The sequence below is a fragment of the Uliginosibacterium sediminicola genome, assembly GCF_039631295.1.
GTDB classification, from domain to species: Bacteria; Pseudomonadota; Gammaproteobacteria; order Burkholderiales; family Rhodocyclaceae; genus Viridibacterium; species Viridibacterium sediminicola.
In genome coordinates this window covers 58,807-77,235 of record NZ_JBDIVE010000003.1, presented here as the reverse complement: position 1 = coordinate 77,235, position 18,429 = coordinate 58,807, and the positions used below count along the sequence as shown (strand labels likewise).

The following is an 18,429-nucleotide window of genomic DNA, read 5'->3' as shown; positions in this document are numbered from 1 at the left end:
GCGGGGTCGGCGGCGGCCAGATCGCGCAGCACGTACTCCATCATCCACTTGGTGCGACCGTAGGGGTTGGTCGGCCCGGTCGGGAAATCTTCATTGATCGGCACACTGGCCGGATCGCCATAGACGGTGGCGGACGAGCTGAAGACAAAGGTCTTGACGCCGGCAGCGGCCATCACCTCAGCCAGCACCACGGTACCGGCGATATTGTTGCCGTAGTAGCGCAGCGGTTGCGCGACGGATTCACCGACCGCCTTGAGCGCCGCAAAATGAATTACTGCATCGATGCGATGGGCCGAGAAGACCTCGCTCAGCGCAGCGCGGTCGCAGACGTCGACCTGGTGAAAAGCGCGCAGCTTGCGGCCGGCGATGGCTTCGACACGGCGCAAGGCTTCGGGTTTGCTATTGCAGAGATTGTCGACCACGACAACGTCGTAGCCAGCGGCGAGCAGTTCAACACAGGTATGACTGCCGATATAACCGGCACCGCCGGTAACCAGAATACAGGGCATGAGAGGCTTCTAGGCACAAATTCAATTCCCGCAGTTTAGCACTGCTCCGTACACGGGTTGTGGCAGATGTCCTCAGAGCCCGTATCTTGCACTCAACTCACATCGCGCTGGCGGCCGATCACGTGATTCACGATCCGCACATAGTCTTCGACGGACAAACGCTCACCACGCTGGCCAGCATCAATGCCAAGCAGAGTGTAGTCCTCCGCAACAAGCCAGGCCGCCAGGGTATTGCGCAGGGTTTTGCGGCGCTGCCCGAAAGCCGCCGTGACGATGCGCCCCATCAAGGCCGTATCTCGACATTGCAGGGACTCCACCGGCAAAGGCCGCATATACACGATGGCCGAGGTGACCTTGGGCGCCGGCCGGAAAGCGTCGCCCGGCACGTCGAACAGGCTGGCCATCGCAAAGCGGTATTGCAGCATCACCGACAAGCGTCCGTAGGCTTCGTCGCCCGGCGCAGCAACCATACGCTCGACGACTTCCTTCTGCAGCATGAAGGTCATGTCGCGTACCCGCTCGGCAAAATCGGCGAGGTGAAACAGCAGCGGCGTGGAGATGTTGTAGGGCAGGTTTCCCACCACGCGCAGCGGCGCAGGCAGGCTGCCGAAATCGAACTTCAGCGCATCGCCCTCGTGCACCGTGATCTGCGCCGGCGAATAGGTCTGATGCAGGCGGGCAATCAGGTCGCGGTCGATCTCGACCACATGCAGATGTCCGCAGGCGGCCAGCAAAGGTGCGGTCAGCGCGCCCAGGCCAGGGCCGATCTCGACCACATGATCGCTGGGCTGCGCCGCAATCGAGGCGATGATGCGGGCAATGATCTCGCGGTCGACGAGGAAGTTCTGGCCAAAACGCTTGCGTGCGATATGTCCTTGCGGCATGTCAGTGGCTCGCCGCAGCGAGCTTCTCCCGGATACGTGCAAGTGCTGCGAACCCGGCGATTTCGCCTTGCCGGATTGCTTCGTTGCGTTGCTGGAAATTGGTGGCCGGCAGTCCCCGCAGATCGGGCTGGACCACCACATCGGCCTCGGCCAGTTCGCGCTCGCCAATGGTACGCCCCATGATCGCGATGGTATCGAGCATCAGGTCGATACTGCTCTCGTTTTTCTTGCCCGAGGGGCGTGCAGAAATATCGACGGCGATCACCACGTCGGCGCCCAGCTGGCGCGCGGCGCGCACCGGAATCGGACTGACCAGGCCGCCATCGACATATTCGCGACCACGGATCAGGGTCGGCGCGAAGACACCCGGCACAGTGGCCGAGGCCCGCACCGCCAGGCCGGTATTGCCCTGGCCGAAGACCATCATCTCGCCATTGGCCAGATCCGTCGCCACCGCCGCAAAGCGCCGCTTGAGCTGCTCGATCGGGCGATTGCCGACTTGCTGATTGACGAAGCGTTCGATTGACTCGCCCTTGAGCAGGCCGCGATCGAAAAGCGCCCATTCGGTGAACGCGCTTTCATCCAGCTGGCCAGCCAGCTTCTGCAAAGCAAAAGCATCGATCCCCGAGGCATACAGACTGCCGACAATCGCGCCGGCACTGGTACCGACCACGATGTCCGGCTTGATACCACTGGTTTCCAGGGCCTTGATCACGCCGATATGGGCAAAGCCGCGCGCTGCGCCGCCGCCCAGAGCCAATGCGAGTTTGGGCCGCGGCTTGGGCTGCGGCAAGGCGACAGGGGGTTGCTCCGGCTTGTCGCTGCGCTCCAGCACCGAACAAGCCGACAGGCCAGCCAGCAGCGGCAAAGAGGCCGACAGGCCAGACAAGAAACGACGACGATTCATTAGGGCGTGTTCACAGTAGGCGAGGGCTTGCGCTCGTACGCAATGGGTGCAGGGCAAGGCGCGGCGACGCTGGCAGGGTAGTCTCCTGGCGAGTCGCCGCAACGCAGCCATGCGCCCATTTCGTCCGAGCCCTTCGGGTTGAGGACTATGGCCTGCGCTACTGCCGCATGTAACCACTGAGGCTCCTGGTGCGGGGGCTCATTGATCACCAAGACCCCGCACCGCGTCGCACGCCTTGTCCCGCAAGCCATAGTCCTCAACGCAATCCCCTCGCCTACTATGAACACGCCCTAGGCTCCAGGTGCTGCACCGAGCATGGACAGCGCGCAATCGATGGCGGCATGCAGACTGCCCGCATCGGCGCGGCCGCTACCGGCCAGATCCAGCGCCGTGCCGTGATCGACCGAAGTGCGGATGATGGGCAAGCCCAAAGTGACATTGATGCCACCACCAAAGGTGGCGAACTTGAGGGTCGGCAGACCTTGATCGTGATACATCGCCAGCACCGCATCGCCACGTTCAAGCTGATGCGGCGTGAACAGCGTGTCGGCCGGCAGCGGACCAATCAGCTGCATGCCTTGCGCACGCAAACGCGCCAGCACGGGCTCGATGACATCGATTTCCTCGCGCCCCATGTGACCGCCTTCGCCAGCATGCGGATTAAGGCCAGCAACCAGGATGCGCGGCTGGGCCAGACCGAACTTGTCGCGCAAATCGGCGTGCAGGATCTGCAGCACTTCTTCAAGCATGGCCGGGGTGAGCGCCTGCGGCACCGCCGACAAAGGCAGATGGGTCGTCGCCAAGGCCACGCGCAGCCAGTTGCGTGCGGCGCCGTACTGGCCCGCCAGCATCATCACCACGCGGGCGGTGGCGGTGCGCTCGGCAAGGTATTCGGTATGGCCCGAGAAGGCGATACCTGCATCGTTGATGACGCTTTTCTGCACCGGCGCCGTGACCATTGCGGCAAAGCTGCCGGACAGGCAGCCATCAATCGCCGCATCGAGGGTCGCCAGCACATAGCCGGCATTGCGTACATCAAGCTGACCTGGCTGAGCGGGCACGGCGAGCGGCACATGCAGTACGTCCAGCACGCCGGGCGCAGGCGCACGGCCTGGCTCGAAGTGGCGCACGCTGAGCGGCCGACCGATGGCCGCCGCACGTGCGGCAATCAGCTCGGCATCGCCGACGATGACCAGCTGCGCTGGCCAGGCTGCGGAAACCAGGCTGCTGCACAGCTCAGGCCCGATGCCGGCCGGCTCACCGCTGGTGACTGCAATGACAGGCAAGTGCTTCATGAAGGAATCGGCGCAGCGCTCACTTGTCCTCGTTGCGCAACTCGACGAAGGACTCGTCACGCAGCTGGCGCAGCCAGGCCTCGTAGGCTTCGTCGGACTTGCGCTCACGCAGCGCCTGACGCGCTTCGAGCTTGCGGCGCTCACCACTCATGTCGACGGTGCGACGCTCCACCACCTGGATCAGGTGCCAGCCGAACGGCGACTGCACCGGCGGACTGATCTCGCCGACCGACAAGGTATTCATCGCCAGCTCGAAATCCGGCACGGTGTCGCCCGGCGACAGCCAACCCAGATCGCCGCCGCGTGCAGCGGTCACATCGGTCGAATTGGTGCGGGCCACGTCCTCGAAACGGGCTCCCGCCAGGATGCGCTGACGCAAGTCACCCAGACGGCGGCGTGCATCGGCCTCGTTGAGCACATCGCTGGCACGAATCAGGATGTGGCGTGCATGCGTCTGCTCGACCTTGATCTCCTTGGCCTGCGCAGCGTCATGCACATCCAGCAGCTTGACGATGTGCAGACCAGCGCTGCTGCGCAGCACATTGCTGAACTGACCCGGCTTCATCTTCACCACTTCGTCGGCAAACACCGCCGGCAGCCGCTGCGCCGGGCGCCAGTCGAGCACGCCGCCCTGCAGGGCATCCGGGCCGTCCGAGAAGGCGGTGGCGAGCTTGCTGAAATCCTCGCCCTGCTTGAGCAGACGGGTCACCTCAGCGGCGCGTGCATTCAGGCGCAGCCAGGTTTCGGGCGTTGCACCGTCGGGCGCACGCAAATAAATGTGGGCAACCTGGTATTCCTTGCCGGCCGCCTGACCTTCGGGCGAGGCCAAGGCGGCCTCGACTTCACCATCGCTGACCTGCACGCGGCTATCGACATCGCGTTCGCGCAGGCGGCTGATGATGATTTCGGTCCGCACATCCTCGCGGAAACGCGCCCAGGGCACGTTTTCCTGCTTTTCGATGAGCTCGCGGAAACGCGCCACGCTGAGCTTGTTCTGCTCGGCCAGGCGCTGCAGGTTGCGGTCCAGCGTGACATCATCGACGGTGATACCGGTGCTGCGCGCACGCTGCACCTGCAAGCGTTCGAGGATCAGGCGTTCAAGCACCTGACGCTCCATCTGGGCGCGCGGCGGTGCGCTCGTCGTCCCCTGCTGACGCAGCTGACGCGCGTATTGATCGACGCGCAGGCCAAGCTCCGCCTGGGTCACCACCTCATCATTGACCACGGCAACGATGCGGTCGACGGTCTCGATGGCGCGCGCCGGGCTCACGCCGAGCGCAAGGATGCAGCACAGAATGCTCACTACTGCTTTCAAATCAGAACTCCCGATGAAGTCACTCGTCAGCGCTGGTGCCGAAAACCGGATCACCTGAGCTGTTATTACTTAATTTTGTGTAACCGCCGATGCTGCGCTTGAGCAACTGCACGGGGCTGGAACCAATGGAAGCCAGACCATTGAATTCGATCTGCAGGAACAGCGAGTTGTTCCGCTGATTCTTGGTATTGAGCAGGGTTTGCCAAACCGTACGCAGCACCCAGCAATCGGCCTTGTACTCGAAACCAGCAATGGCCTCAGAGAGCTTGTGATCACGCAGGTTCATATTGTAACGCCCGACGCCGTACCAGCCGCCACCCAGCGGCCATTGCGCGGAAATATCCAGATCACGCAACAGCGCACGCTGATAGCGATAGCTCACCGAAGCCACTTGCGAGGCGCCCGGCTGGTAACGCAAGGCCAGAACCGCGCGTTCGGTACGATGCTCGCGCGGATCGTACTGATAAGCATTGTCCAGCCAGGTGTCACGCGCCACGCGACCGGACACGGCTCCCAGCCAGTCGGCAATGCGTCCTTCGCGGCGGGTTTCAGCCGGCACCACGACATTGCCACCCGAATCGAGCACCGCCGGCATGATCACGCGCTGATCGCTGAAGTAGAAGCGCTGGCCGACGGCCACACGCATGTTTTCGGCGCCGGTGCTGTTGTCAATGAATCGCGTGGTGACCGCCGAGGTGAGCTGGTTGGCATCCGCAATACGGTCACTGCCGGTGTAGCTGTTTTCTGCAAACAGCTGTGACATGTTGAAGTCAGCCAGCGCGCTGTCGAAGACCGGGATCTTGGTCTGGTCGCGATACGGTGTCTTCACATAGAACAGGCGCGGCTCAAGGGTCTGCGTGTAGTCCTTGTTATCGACGTCGATATCACGCTCGAAATACAGGCCGGAATCGAGCGACAAGGTCGGCACGCTGCGCTGTACTGATTGAGAGCCTACCGTCGTCCGGCGGGTCAGCTCGTACTGCGACAGATGGACGCCGACTTTAGGCGTGAAGAACGAATACGAATTGCGCAGCGGCAGGGACAGCTGCGGGTTGGCCACCACGCGCTCACCTTCATCCTTGGTCGGGTGCCCGAACTTGACATACTCCAGCGGCATCTTGACGGACACCCCCGAGACATCAGGCACCAGAATGGCGGCCTTCACCTGAGGCAAACGGTCATAGGGCGACTCGCCGACCAGGGTCTGATAGCGCTGCACATTGAACGAACTCGACAACCACGGGAGGCCGGCATAGTTCAGCTGCAGTTGCTGATTGAGCGTCGCTTGCGAAGTACTGGTGATGCGCGTGCTCAGATCCGAGAAATAGTCGCGATCCGACACCTGGGAGAAATCCAGGTAGGCATTCAGTCCATTGCCGAAGTCATGCGTGTTGCGCGTAGAGAACAGGCCGCGCCCGGTACCTGTCACCGTGTCATGTGACAGCCACTCGCCACTCACCTTGCCGGAACCACCCGACTCCAGATAGCGGAACTCGCTCCCCAGCTGCAGGCCGCGACGCCCCATCCAGCGCGGCGCGATGGTCGCGTCGTAGTTAGGCGCCAGATTGATGTAGTAGGGAACCGTGAGGTCCAGACCGGTCAGCGAGGTCGTTCCGAGCGTCGGCGGCAAAAGACCGGACTGACGCGAATCGGCCAGCGGGAAATCCATCCACGGCACCCAGGCCACCGGAGTGCCCTTGAAGTGCAGCGAGGTATTGGTACCTTCGCCGCGCTCGCGGTCGTAGTCGATGCGCAGATCGCGCACCTTCAGATACCAGTCCGGGTCGGGCGCCAGACAGGTGGTGTAGGTGGCATTGCTCAGCCGATACTGGTTCGGGCCTTCGAGCGACAGGCTATCGGCCTGACCCAGCGCCTGCAGCGGGCGGCTCTGCGGCCGGCGAACAGCCAGCAGCTCACGCTGGAAACTGTAGCGCGGCGCCTCGAACTCACCAATATAAGTGTCCAGATTGATGCGCGCACGCGGTCCTTCGACCACATCCTTGCCACGCTCCAGGCGCACCGTCCCCTCGGCAGTCAGCTCATTGAGCACCTGATCCAGGCGCAGACGATCACTCTTGACGCTCAGATCGCCATGGGTGAGCCGCGCCCGTCCGGTGGCGATCACTTCACGTTGATTGACGCCCTCCAGCTGATCTGCACGGATGCGCGTGGGTGCGTCGCGGTCGCGCACCTCCGGCTTGATGTCGCCGCTCAGCTGCAGCGCTGGCGCGGCAGCTGGCGTATCGGCAGCGCGTGCAATGGCCGGCAGACAAGCGCAGACAGCCATGCAGAGGATACTCAGGCGCGGCGCAGCTCGGCCAGCGGCTGTCGCAGAGCGGGTAAGTTGAGAGCGGAAGACGTTCATGTGTCTGCGGTGAGTTCTGCAAGAGTCATCGAACGCAGCGCACATTCCCGATCAGCACGCGGGGAATATGGTCTGCATTTGCTAAGATTCCGCGATTCTACATGAAGGCCGGAGCGCACCCCCGTGCAACGCATTGAGCAACTTGAGAACTGGCTTGCCGCACAGTTCCCGCAGCAGACGCTGCAGATCAGCCCGGCGTCGGCCGACGCCAGTTTCCGCCGCTATTTCCGCGTCCAGCTGGAGGACGGCTCGACGCGCATCGTGATGGACGCGCCGCCCGAACACGAGGACTGCCGCCCCTTCGTCAAGGTCGCCCAGCTGTTTGCGGCGGCCGGCGCACATGTCCCGACGATCCACGCGCAAGACCTGGAACAAGGCTTCCTGCTGCTCTCCGACCTCGGCAACACCACGTATCTGGCCGCCCTCAATGACAGCAATGCCGACGACCTCTATGCCGAGGCGCTCGGCGCGCTGGCGGCGATCCAGCGTGCCAGCGTGCCCGGCGTGCTGCCCGAGTACGACCGCGCCCTGCTGCTGCGCGAACTCGAACTCTTCCCGGTGTGGTACATCGCCCGCCACAAGGGCGTGAGCCTGTCGGAGGCCGACACGGCAGCGCTTTACGAAGTCTTCGAGCAGATCCTCGCCGTCAATCTTGCCGAGCCCAAGGTCTTCGTGCATCGCGACTTCCACTCGCGCAACCTGATGCAGAGCAGCCCCAACCCCGGCGTGCTGGACTTCCAGGACGCGGTCTATGGCCCGCTGACTTATGATCTGGCCTCGCTGTTCAAGGATGCCTACATCGAGTGGGACGAAGAGCGCAGCCTGGACTGGCTGGTGCGCTACTGGGAAGCGGGTCGCGCCATCGGCTTGCCGGTGCGTGAGGACTTTGCCGATTTCCACCGCGACTACGAGTTCATGGGCGCACAGCGCCACATCAAGGTGCTGGGCATCTTTGCCCGCCTTTATCACCGCGACGGCAAGGACGGCTACCTCAAGGACATGCCCCTGGTCCTCAAATACCTGCGCAAGACCTGCGAGCGCTATGTCGAACTGCGCCCGCTGGCCCGCCTGCTCGAAAAACTGGAGCCGACGCAGACCGCCGAAGGCTTCAGTTTCTGAGTCTGGCTCAGGGCGCGCGCTCGGCGAGCGCCGCCTCGTAGAGCGCGATATAGCTGCGTGCGGCGACATCCCAGGAAAACTCCTGCGCCATCGCCGCCTGCATCACCTGGCGCCACTGCTCCGGCTGGTGATACAGCGCGCTGAGACGGTCGAGGGTGCTGTGCAGGGCGCCCACCGTCGCATCACGGAACGAGAAACCGGTCGCGCTGTGCGCCGCCAGGGTCTCGCTGCAGGCATTGACTACGGTGTCGGCCAGACCACCGACCTCACGCACCACCGGCAATGTCCCGTAGCGCAGGGCGTAGAGCTGGGTCAGGCCACAGGGTTCAAAACGCGAGGGCATCAGCATCGCGTCGGCCCCGGCAATGACGCGATGCGCCAGCGCCTCGTCGTAGGCCACGCGCACCGCCACCTGCTGCGGGTGTGCCTTGGCGGCCGCCAGGAACGCGGACTGCAGCGCCGCATCGCCACTGCCCTGCACCACCAGCTGGGCGCCCATCTGCAGCAGATGCGGCAAAGCGCCGAGGACCAGATCCAGCCCCTTTTGTGAGGTCAGGCGGCTGACCACGCCGAACAAGGGCGCATCGGCACGCGTCTGCAGACCGAATTCCTGCTGCAGCGCCAGCTTGCACTCGGCCTTGCCTGCGAGCGCGCGGGCGCCGTAGGGCGAGGCGATGCCGGTATCGCGTTCCGGGTCCCAGACCTGGTAGTCCACGCCATTGAGAATCCCGCTGACCTGCTTGCCACGCCCCTGGATCACGCCTTCAAGGCCGCAGCCGAATTCGGGCGTGGCGATCTCGCGCGCATAGCTGCCACTGACCGTGGTGACGCGCTGGGCAAACTTCAGCCCGGCTTTCATGAACGACAGCTGGCCATGGAACTCCAGCGCATTGGAGGCCGAATAGCTCACCGGCAGGCCCAGCAAATGGAAGTCACCCATCGCGAACAGCCCCTGATAAGCAAGGTTGTGCACGGTGAATACGCTGGCGGCGCGCGTCGGCGGGTGCTGGCGCATATAGGCAAAACACATCGCTGCATGCCAGTCGTGGGCATGGACCACGTCCGGCAGCCAGGCCGGATCGAGCTCGCCGGCGGCCAGATGCGCCGCCACCCAGCCGAGCAGGGCAAAGCGCTGCAGATTGTCCGGCCACTCGCTGCCATCGCTGGCCTGGTAGGGGCTGCCGCCACGGCGGAACAGATAGGGTGCGTCGACGATATAGACCGGCACATGCGTATAGGGCATCTGTGCACGCATCAGGCGCACCTTTCCGGCGCCGAACACTGCACCAATTTCGCACACGCGTTTGGGTGACAGCACCGCATCGAGAATCGCCGGCAGGCCGGGCAAGAGCAGGCGCACATCGCTGTTCTGTGCGATCAGGGCTTGCGGCAGGGCGCCGACGACATCGGCGAGCCCACCGGTCTTCACCAGCGGGAAGACCTCGGCCGCAACATGCAGAACTTTCATTGAATGACATCCATAAGATAAGGGGCGGGACGCCGGCGAACAAAAGCGCCACGCGCCGCCATGACGCGGCGGGGCGCTTGTCGCTCAGGCACGGCAAACTGCCACATGAGGGCGCTGCGGGCCGCTCAGCTTTGCAGGGCTTTGAGCATGTCCCGGGTGACCAGGGTGATGCCGCTGTCAGTGCGCAGGAAGCGCTGCGCATCGAGCGCCGCATCCTCGCCGATGACCATGCCATCGGGGATCACGCAGTCACGATCGATCACCGTGCGATGCAGTCGCGCACCACGCCCGACCTGCACCCCTGGCAGCAGCACCGACCAGCTGACATGCGAATGCGAATGCACGCGCACATTGTTGAACAACAGCGAGCGCAACACTTCGCCGGAAACGATGCAGCCGCCGGACACCACCGACTCGATGGCCATGCCGCGCCGGTCCGGCTCGTTGTGCACGAACTTGGCGGGCGGCAGCTGCGCCTGATAACTCCAGATCGGCCAGCGCGTGTCATACAGGTCAAGCTGCGGCACCGTGGCGGTGAGGTCGATATTGGCATCCCAGTAAGCGTCGATGGTGCCAACGTCGCGCCAGTAGGGCTGCTCGGTGGAACGATTGCGCACGCAGGACAGCGAGAAGGGATGCGCCGCTGCCTGCGCATTGCGCACCGCACGCGGAATGATGTCCTTGCCAAAGTCGTGGCTGGAGTTCGGGTCGTTCATGTCGCGCTCCAGCTCCTTGTAGAGGTAGCGCGCATTGAACACATAGATGCCCATGCTGGCCAGCGACATCTCGGGGTTGTCCGGCATGGCGGGCGGGTTCTCGGGCTTCTCGACGAAATCGACGATATTGCTGTGCTCATCGACCGCCATCACGCCGAAAGCCGAGGCCTCGCTACGCGGCACGGCGATGCAGCCGACGGTGCACTCGCGCCCCTTGGCGACGTGGTCGGCAATCATCAGCGCGTAGTTCTGCTTGTAGATGTGGTCGCCGGCCAGCACCAGCACGTAGTCGGCGCGATAGCTGGCGATGATGTCCTGGTTCTGATACACCGCGTCGGCCGTGCCGCGGTACCAGCTCTCCTCGTCGGTGCGCTGCTGCGCTGGCAGCAGGTCGATGAACTCGTTCATTTCCGGCTTGAGGAAGGCCCAGCCGCGCTGCAGGTGACGCAGCAGGCTATGCGACTTGTATTGGGTAATGACACCGATGCGGCGGATGCCGGAATTGAGGCAGTTGGAGAGCGCGAAGTCGACGATGCGGAACTTGCCGCCGAAATACACGGCGGGTTTGGCACGACGGTCAGTCAGGTTTTTCAGGCGGCTGCCACGCCCACCTGCCAGCACCAGTGCAACGGTGCGCTTGGGAAGATCCAGGCTCTGTGCCAGATCGTGTTGTGCCATTGCTGTCATCCTCTGATTTATGAGCGAGTGGGTAATTTCCCGCCGCAGTGTGTCAGCACTTAGTGTGCCAGCAGAATCTGCACAGTGACAGTGCCCGCCTGTGAAATCGCCCGCTTCAGGTGCATGATAGCCCTCTGCACGGCACGGCCCACAATTTGCATGTGGAAAGTCTATTGTCCGCCCGCAAGGGTGGCAACGCAGATTCATCAGGCGTTCGGAATGCCTGGTTAAACTGTGTCACAGGCGCCTGCGCTGTACGACGCACACGCGACCACAAACATTGAACTCCAGAGATATCGGCCAAGGAGACCCCGGTGAGCACCACTTCCACAGCAAGCGCCAGTCTGCGCGCAGCAATCGACGAACAACTCCTGAAAACCGTGGGCGTCTCGGCACAGGATGCCACCCAGACCGATCTGATGAAGGCCGTCGCCCAGGTGGCGCGCGCCCAGCTCTCGCAGCGCTGGGTGGAGACGCAGGCACACGACCGCAGCAGCCAGGCACGGCGGGTCTATTACCTGTCGATGGAATTCCTGATCGGCCGCACCATGTCCAATGCGCTGGCCGCGCTGGGCATTACCGACGCCGCCGCCAAGGGCGTCAGCGAGCACGCCCACACCCTCGAAGAAGTCTGTGACCGCGAGCCCGATGCCGCGCTCGGCAATGGCGGCCTGGGCCGTCTGGCCGCCTGCTTCCTCGACTCGATGGCGACGCTGGACCTGCCCTCCTTCGGCTACGGCATCCGTTACGAATACGGCATGTTCGCGCAGGACATCGTACGCGGCACCCAGGTGGAATATCCGGATCCCTGGCTGGCCGACGGCACGCCCTGGGAATTCCCGCGTGCCGACATCAGCTTCCCGGTGCGTTTTGGCGGCTGGGTCGAACACCTCGGCGAGCGTGCGGTGTGGCGCCATTCAGCTGAAGTCGCCGCCAAGGCTTACGACATGGTGATCCCCGGCCATGCTACCGACAAAGTGAGCACCCTGCGCCTGTGGAAAGCCGTGGCGCCGGCGCACCTCGACCTGGCCGCCTTCAATACCGGCGACTACGGCCGCGCCGCCCAGGTGAAGAACGAATTCGAGAACATCTCCTGGGTGCTCTACCCGAATGACAGCACGCCGGCCGGGCGCGAACTGCGCCTGCGCCAGGAGTACTTCTTCGTCGCCGCTTCGGTGCAAGACATCCTGCAACGCCACATTTTGGAGCACGGCACGCTGGCGAACCTGCACGAAAAAGTCGCCATGCACCTCAACGACACCCACCCGGCGATTGCGGTGGCCGAGTTGATGCGCGTGCTCTGTGATGAACACAGCATGCCCTGGGCGCAGGCCTGGGAGATCTGCAAGAACACCTTCTCCTACACCAACCACACCCTGATGCCCGAGGCACTGGAGACCTGGCCGGTGGCGCTGATGCAGCACGTGCTGCCGCGCCACCTGGAAATCATCTTCCGCATCAATGCCGAATTCCTGGAGATGGCGGCCAAGTTCCGCCCCGGCGACAACGGCTTCCTGGCGCGTCTGTCGCTGATCGATGAAGCCGGCGAGCGCCGCGTGCGCATGGCCAATCTGTCGATTGTTGGCAGCCACAAGGTCAATGGCGTGTCGGCCCTGCACTCGGACCTGCTGGTGGAAACCATCTTTGCCGACTTCGCTGCGCTGTGGCCGGACCGCTTCACCAATATGACCAATGGCGTGACGCCGCGCCGCTGGCTGTCGCAAGCCAATCCGGGCCTGGCCAGCCTGCTCGACGAAACCATCGGCAGCGAGTGGCGCATCAAGCTCGACAAGCTCAAGCTGCTGGAGAGCAAGGTCGATGACGCCGCCTTCCGCGACGCCTTCAAGGCCGTCAAGCGCAGCAACAAGGCGCGCCTGGCCGCCCACATCGAGCGCAGTACCGGCATCAAGGTCAGCCCGGACAGCCTGTTCGACGTGCAGGTCAAGCGCATCCACGAGTACAAGCGCCAGCTGCTCAATGTGCTGCACGTGATCACCCGCTATCAGGACATCCTCGCCAATCCGAATGCCGATTGGGTGCCGCGCGTGACCATCTTTGCCGGCAAGGCCGCGTCGAGCTATGTCGCCGCCAAGTCGATCATCCGCCTGATCCACGACGTCGGCTCGGTGATCAACAACGATCCGCGCATTGGCGACAAGCTCAAGCTGGTGTTCATCCCCAACTACGGCGTGTCGGTGGCCGAGATCATCATGCCCGGCGCCGATCTCTCCGAGCAGATCTCCACCGCCGGCACCGAGGCTTCGGGCACCGGCAACATGAAGCTGGCGCTCAATGGTGCGCTGACCATCGGCACCGACGATGGCGCCAATATCGAGATCCGCCAGAACGTCGGCGACGACAACATCTTCATCTTCGGCCTGCGCACACCCGAAGTGCTGGCCCTCAAACGCGGCGGCTACCAGCCGATGCGCCACTACGAGGGCAATCGCAGTCTGAAGGCGGTGCTCGACGCGATCTCCGGCGGCCAGTTCTCGCCCGAGGAGCCGGGCCGCTACCGCCCGCTGGTCGATGCGCTGCTGTGGGGCGGCGACCACTACATGCTGCTGGCCGACTACGAGTCCTACGTCGCCACCCAGGCCAAGGTCGATTCGCTGTACCGGCAGAGCGATGAATGGGCCAAGCGCGCGATCATCAATGTCGCCAATATGGGCGTCTTCTCCTCTGACCGCACCATCGCCCAGTACGCCAAGGAAATCTGGGGAATCCCGACCAAAGCCTGAGACTGAACACGGGCAAGCCTTCCCGCCCGGCGGCGGGAAGGCCCACCTTCAAACCGGGTCGAGATCCAAACATGAGCACGCCCAATGACTTTGCAGCCGTTTCCGGGTTACCGTGCGGCATGCTCTCAAATCACGAACTCGAACTGATCCTGTCGGCACAACACGCCGATCCCTTCGCCGTCCTTGGCATGCATGCGGCGGCCGATGGCGTCCTCTGGCTGCGCTGCTTCCTGCCCGGCGCCAGCGCGGTCGAGGTGATCAGCGCCAGCAGCGGGCGCCGGCGTGCCCAGCTCGGTCTGCGCCATGGCGAAGGCTTCTTCGAAGCGCCGCTGAACACCCGCAAGCGCTTCGATTACCGCCTGCGCGTGACCTGGGCCGACGGTCAGCGCGCGCTGATCGATGATCCCTACCGCTTCCCGCCGATGCTCGGCGAGACCGATGTGTGGCTGCTCGGCGAAGGCACCCATCTGCGTCCCTACGAAATCCTCGGTGCGCGTGCGCGCGAATTCGAGGGCGTGGCCGGCACCAGTTTCGCGGTGTGGGCGCCGAACGCCTCGCGTGTCGCCATCGTCGGCGATTTCAATTTCTGGGACAGCCGCCGTCACGGCATGCGCCTGCGTCGCGAATGCGGCGTGTGGGAGATCTTCCTGCCCGGCGTGGCCGAGGGCGCCCGCTACAAGTTCGAGATCCGCAACCAGCATGGCGCGGTGCTGCCGCTCAAGGCCGACCCCTATGCGCTGCGTGCCGAGCTGCGCCCGGCCACCGCCAGCATCGTGGACCGCATTCCCGAACCGCTGCCCGCTTCGCCGGCCCGCCAGCAGGCCAACGGACTCGACCAGCCAATCAGCATTTACGAAGTGCATCTGGCCTCCTGGCGGCGCAAGCCGGAGGAAGGCGATCGCTGGCTCAACTGGGACGAGCTGGCCGACGAGCTGATTCCCTACGCGCAGTACATGGGCTTCACCCATCTGGAGCTGATGCCGGTCAGCGAGCATCCCTTCGACGGTTCCTGGGGCTACCAGAGCATCGGCTTGTTCGCGCCGAGCGCGCGCTTTGGCGAACCGGCCGGCTTCAGCCGCTTTGTCGCACGCTGCCACGCGCATGGCCTCGGTGTGCTGCTCGACTGGGTGCCGGCGCATTTCCCGACCGACGCGCACGGTCTGGCCAATTTTGATGGCACTCACCTCTATGAATACGCCGATCCGCGCGAAGGCTTCCATCAAGACTGGAATACGCTGATCTACAACTTCGGCCGCACCGAGGTGCGTAACTTCCTCGTCGGCAATGCGCTGTACTGGCTGGAGCGCTACAACGTCGATGGCCTGCGCGTCGATGCGGTCGCCTCGATGCTCTACCGCGACTACAGCCGCAAGGACGGCGAATGGATTCCCAACGCGCTGGGCGGGCGTGAGAATCTGGAAGCCATCGCCTTCCTCAAGCGCGCCAATGAAGTCCTCGGCGCCGAGCGTCCGCAGGCGATCACGGTGGCCGAGGAATCGACCTCCTACCCCGCTGTCTCGCGCCCGACCTATGCCGGCGGCCTGGGCTTTCACTACAAGTGGAACATGGGCTGGATGAACGACACGCTCAAGTACATTGCGCGTGACCCGATCCACCGCAAATACCATCACAACGAGATGAGCTTCGGGCTGATGTACGCCTTCAGCGAGAACTTCGTGCTGCCCATCTCGCATGACGAAGTGGTGCACGGCAAGGGCTCGATGCTCGGCAAGATGCCCGGTGACCGCTGGCAGCAATTTGCCAATCTGCGCAGCTATTACGGCTTCATGTTCGGCCACCCGGGCAAGAAGCTGCTGTTCATGGGCTGCGAGTTCGCCCAGCAGCGCGAATGGAACCACGAGCAAAGTCTGGACTGGCACCTGGTCGACCATGGCCCGGATGCGCGCCTGCACGCCGGCGTGCAACGCCTGGTGCGCGACCTCAACCAGTTCTACCGCCACAGCCCGGCGCTGTACAGCTGCGACTTCAGCGGCGAAGGCTTCGAGTGGATCGAGCATAGCGACGCCGAGCGCTCGGTGTTCAGCTTCGTGCGTTACAGCAGCGGCAGGCAGAGTCTGGTGGTGGTGATCAGCAATTTCACGCCGAGCACGCACCGCGCCTTCCGCCTCGGCGTGCCACGCGCCGGCAGCTATGTCGAGCGTATCAACACGGATTCTGAATACTACGGTGGCAGCAATGTCGGCACCGCCTTTGGTGTGGCCAGAAGCGAGAACACCGGCTGCAGCGGCCAGCCCTTCTCGATCCTGATCGATCTGCCGCCTCTTGCAACGGTAATGTTTGAATGGCAGCCCTGAACAACGCATCTCCCACCACGCAATCGAGCTTGCTGATCGCCCCGGGCCAGGCCTGGCCCCTGGGCGCCCAATGGGATGGCCGTGGCATCAACTTCGCGGTGTACTCGGCCAATGCCACGGCAATCTATCTGTGCCTGTACGAGGCCGATGGTTGTACCGAGCGGGCGCGCCTTGCCTTGCCCGGCCGCAGTCTCGACGTGTTCCACGGCTACCTGCCCGATGCCGCGCCCGGCCTGATCTACGGCCTGCGCGCCGAAGGCCCCTGGGCGCCGCAGGACGGCCACTTTTTCAATCCGCACAAGCTGCTGCTCGACCCTTACGCGCGCGAGATCTGCGGCCAGTTCAGCTGGCGTGACGAGCAGTTCGCGCTCAGCACAGAACAGCGCGACCAGATGAACACCCTCGACAACAGCGCCGTCGCACTCAAGGCCGTGGTGGTCGAGGAACAGAGCTTTGACTGGGGCGAAGACCGCCCGCCGCGCATCGCGCCCGAAGACACGGTGATCTACGAGTTGCATGTCAAAGGCTTCTCGCAGCGCAATCCGGCCGTGCCCGAAGAATTGCGCGGCAGCTATGCCGGCCTCGCCCATCCGGCCTCGATCGCGCATCTGCAGCGCCTCGGCGTCAATGCCCTGAGCATCCTGCCGGTGCACTATCACATCGACGAGCAGCGCCTCACGCAGATGGGCCTGGTCAATTACTGGGGCTACAACACCATCAATTTCTTCAGCCCCGATCCGCGCTACGCCTCGGGCGTGGCCGGCATGTCGGTGCGTGATGAATTCCGCAACATGGTGATGTGCCTGCACGCAGCCGGCATCGAGGTGATTCTCGACGTGGTCTTCAACCACACCGGCGAGGGCGACGCCAATGGCCCCTGCATCAGCTTCCGCGGTCTGGACAACAGCAGCTATTACCGCCTGGGGCGCGACAACAAACGCCAGTTCATCAATGACACCGGCTGCGGCAACACCATCGACATCCGCCAGCCTGCAGTCCTGCGCCTGGTGCTCGACAGCCTGCGCTACTGGGTCAGCGAGATGCATGTCGATGGCTTCCGCTTCGACCTCGCACCGATTCTCGGCCGTGCCGACAATGGCTTCGACAACCGCAGCGCCTTCTTCACTGCGGTCGCGCAAGACCCGGTGCTGGCCGGCGTGAAGATGATCGCCGAACCCTGGGATGTCGGCCCCGGCGGCTACCAGGTCGGCGGCTTTCCGCGCGGCTGGCAGGAATGGAACGACCACTTCCGCGATGCCGTGCGCGGCTTCTGGCTGCGTTCGGCAGCCACGCGCGGCGACTTCGCGATGCGCCTGTGCGGCTCGTCCGACATCTTCCAGGGCAGCCGGCGCGAACCGGTGGCCTCGGTCAACTACGTGATCTCGCACGACGGCTTCACGCTGCGCGATCTGGTCAGCTACAACGAGCGCCACAACGAAGCCAATGGCGAATACAACCGCGACGGCCATGCGCACAACCTCAGCAACAACTGTGGTGCCGAAGGCCCGAGCGAGGATGCCGCCGTCAATGCCTTGCGCGGCAAGCTGCAGCGCGCCCTGCTCGCCACCACCTTGCTGGCACAGGGCACGCCGATGATCGCGGCCGGCGACGAACTGGGCCACACGCAGCGCGGCAACAACAATCCCTACTGCCAGGACAATGAAATCACCTGGATCGACTGGCGCCAGGCGGACGAGGAACTCATCGATTTCACCGCCACCTTGCTGGCGCTGCGCCAGCAAGCGCTGCTGTTCGACAATCGCTGGTACAGCGGCTTGTCCGATCCGCGCGGCCTGCACGACCTGAGCTGGTTCAATGCCGACGGCAGCCCCTTGCAGGGCGGCGCCTGGCGCGATGGCAATGCGCGCATGTTCGGCTGCCTGATCGGCCAGCCGGGCCGCGCCGGCGCGCCGCTGTTGCTGCTCATCAATGGCAACGACAGCGATGGCGACTTCATGCTGCCCGACGGCGTGTGGGAAGCCCAGCTCGACACCGCCCACCCGCGCGGTTACCGGCGCTGGTACGGCCAGGGTGAAGTGCCCTTCACGGTCGCCGCGCACAGCATGGTGCTGCTCTCGGCAGCGGGTGCAAAGATCAAACTGTAGCCTCAGGCGTCC

The 18,429-nt window shown here is 63.9% G+C and carries 12 protein-coding genes; 4 read left to right on the top strand and 8 right to left on the bottom strand.

The window, feature by feature from the left end; genetic code table 11:
• From ABDB84_RS07330 to ABDB84_RS07305, 6 genes are all read right to left on the bottom strand, one after another.
• The coding region (locus tag ABDB84_RS07330; protein ID WP_345919057.1) for an SDR family NAD(P)-dependent oxidoreductase at window positions 1–509 on the bottom strand (509 nt) is incomplete at its 3' end.
• A gap of 92 nt (window positions 510–601) precedes the next feature.
• The gene (rsmA, locus tag ABDB84_RS07325; RefSeq protein ID WP_345919056.1) at window positions 602–1,393 is read right to left on the bottom strand and encodes a 16S rRNA (adenine(1518)-N(6)/adenine(1519)-N(6))-dimethyltransferase RsmA; all 792 of its coding nucleotides are present in this window, start codon (window positions 1,391–1,393) and stop codon (window positions 602–604) included.
• Window position 1,394: 1 nt separating this feature from the next.
• A complete protein-coding gene (locus ABDB84_RS07320; RefSeq protein ID WP_345919055.1) occupies window positions 1,395–2,300 on the bottom strand; it encodes a patatin-like phospholipase family protein in 906 nt (301 codons plus the stop codon).
• A 290-nt stretch (window positions 2,301–2,590) separates the two neighbouring features.
• A complete protein-coding gene (gene pdxA, locus ABDB84_RS07315; RefSeq protein ID WP_345919054.1) occupies window positions 2,591–3,595 on the bottom strand; it encodes a 4-hydroxythreonine-4-phosphate dehydrogenase PdxA in 1,005 nt (334 codons plus the stop codon).
• Between the two features lie 19 nt (window positions 3,596–3,614).
• Window positions 3,615–4,910, bottom strand: coding sequence for a peptidylprolyl isomerase (locus ABDB84_RS07310; protein ID WP_345919053.1), 1,296 nt, complete (start codon window positions 4,908–4,910; stop codon window positions 3,615–3,617).
• A 19-nt stretch (window positions 4,911–4,929) separates the two neighbouring features.
• Window positions 4,930–7,197 (bottom strand): LPS-assembly protein LptD, encoded by a 2,268-nt coding sequence (locus tag ABDB84_RS07305; protein ID WP_345919052.1) that lies wholly within the window; start codon window positions 7,195–7,197, stop codon window positions 4,930–4,932.
• Window positions 7,198–7,398: 201 nt separating this feature from the next.
• Between ABDB84_RS07305 and ABDB84_RS07300 the strand changes: the two genes are divergently transcribed.
• Complete coding sequence (locus ABDB84_RS07300; protein WP_345919051.1) at window positions 7,399–8,394, top strand: aminoglycoside phosphotransferase family protein; 996 nt, start codon at window positions 7,399–7,401, stop codon at window positions 8,392–8,394.
• Between the two features lie 7 nt (window positions 8,395–8,401).
• On the opposite strand, the gene glgA is transcribed toward ABDB84_RS07300, so the two are convergent.
• Together glgA and glgC are read right to left on the bottom strand one after the other, a co-directional pair.
• Window positions 8,402–9,862 carry a glycogen synthase GlgA gene (gene glgA / locus ABDB84_RS07295; protein ID WP_345919050.1) on the bottom strand — a complete coding sequence of 487 codons (1,461 nt, stop codon included), beginning with the start codon at window positions 9,860–9,862 and terminating at the stop codon, window positions 8,402–8,404.
• 125 nt (window positions 9,863–9,987) lie between these two features.
• Complete coding sequence (gene glgC, locus ABDB84_RS07290; RefSeq protein ID WP_345919049.1) at window positions 9,988–11,256, bottom strand: glucose-1-phosphate adenylyltransferase; 1,269 nt, start codon at window positions 11,254–11,256, stop codon at window positions 9,988–9,990.
• 314 nt (window positions 11,257–11,570) lie between these two features.
• Between glgC and ABDB84_RS07285 the strand changes: the two genes are divergently transcribed.
• The 3 genes from ABDB84_RS07285 (at window position 11,571) to glgX (ending at window position 18,417) form a co-directional block, all read left to right on the top strand.
• Entirely contained in the window at window positions 11,571–13,997 is a 2,427-nt protein-coding gene (locus ABDB84_RS07285) for a glycogen/starch/alpha-glucan phosphorylase (protein WP_345919048.1), read from the top strand.
• A 119-nt stretch (window positions 13,998–14,116) separates the two neighbouring features.
• Entirely contained in the window at window positions 14,117–16,312 is a 2,196-nt protein-coding gene (gene glgB, locus ABDB84_RS07280; RefSeq protein ID WP_345919047.1) for a 1,4-alpha-glucan branching protein GlgB, read from the top strand.
• On the top strand, window positions 16,300–18,417 hold the full coding sequence (glgX, locus tag ABDB84_RS07275; protein WP_345919046.1) for a glycogen debranching protein GlgX: 2,118 nt from the start codon (window positions 16,300–16,302) through the stop codon (window positions 18,415–18,417). The genes glgB and glgX overlap by 13 nt, the downstream gene beginning before the upstream one ends.
• Window positions 18,418–18,429 lie beyond the last annotated feature (12 nt).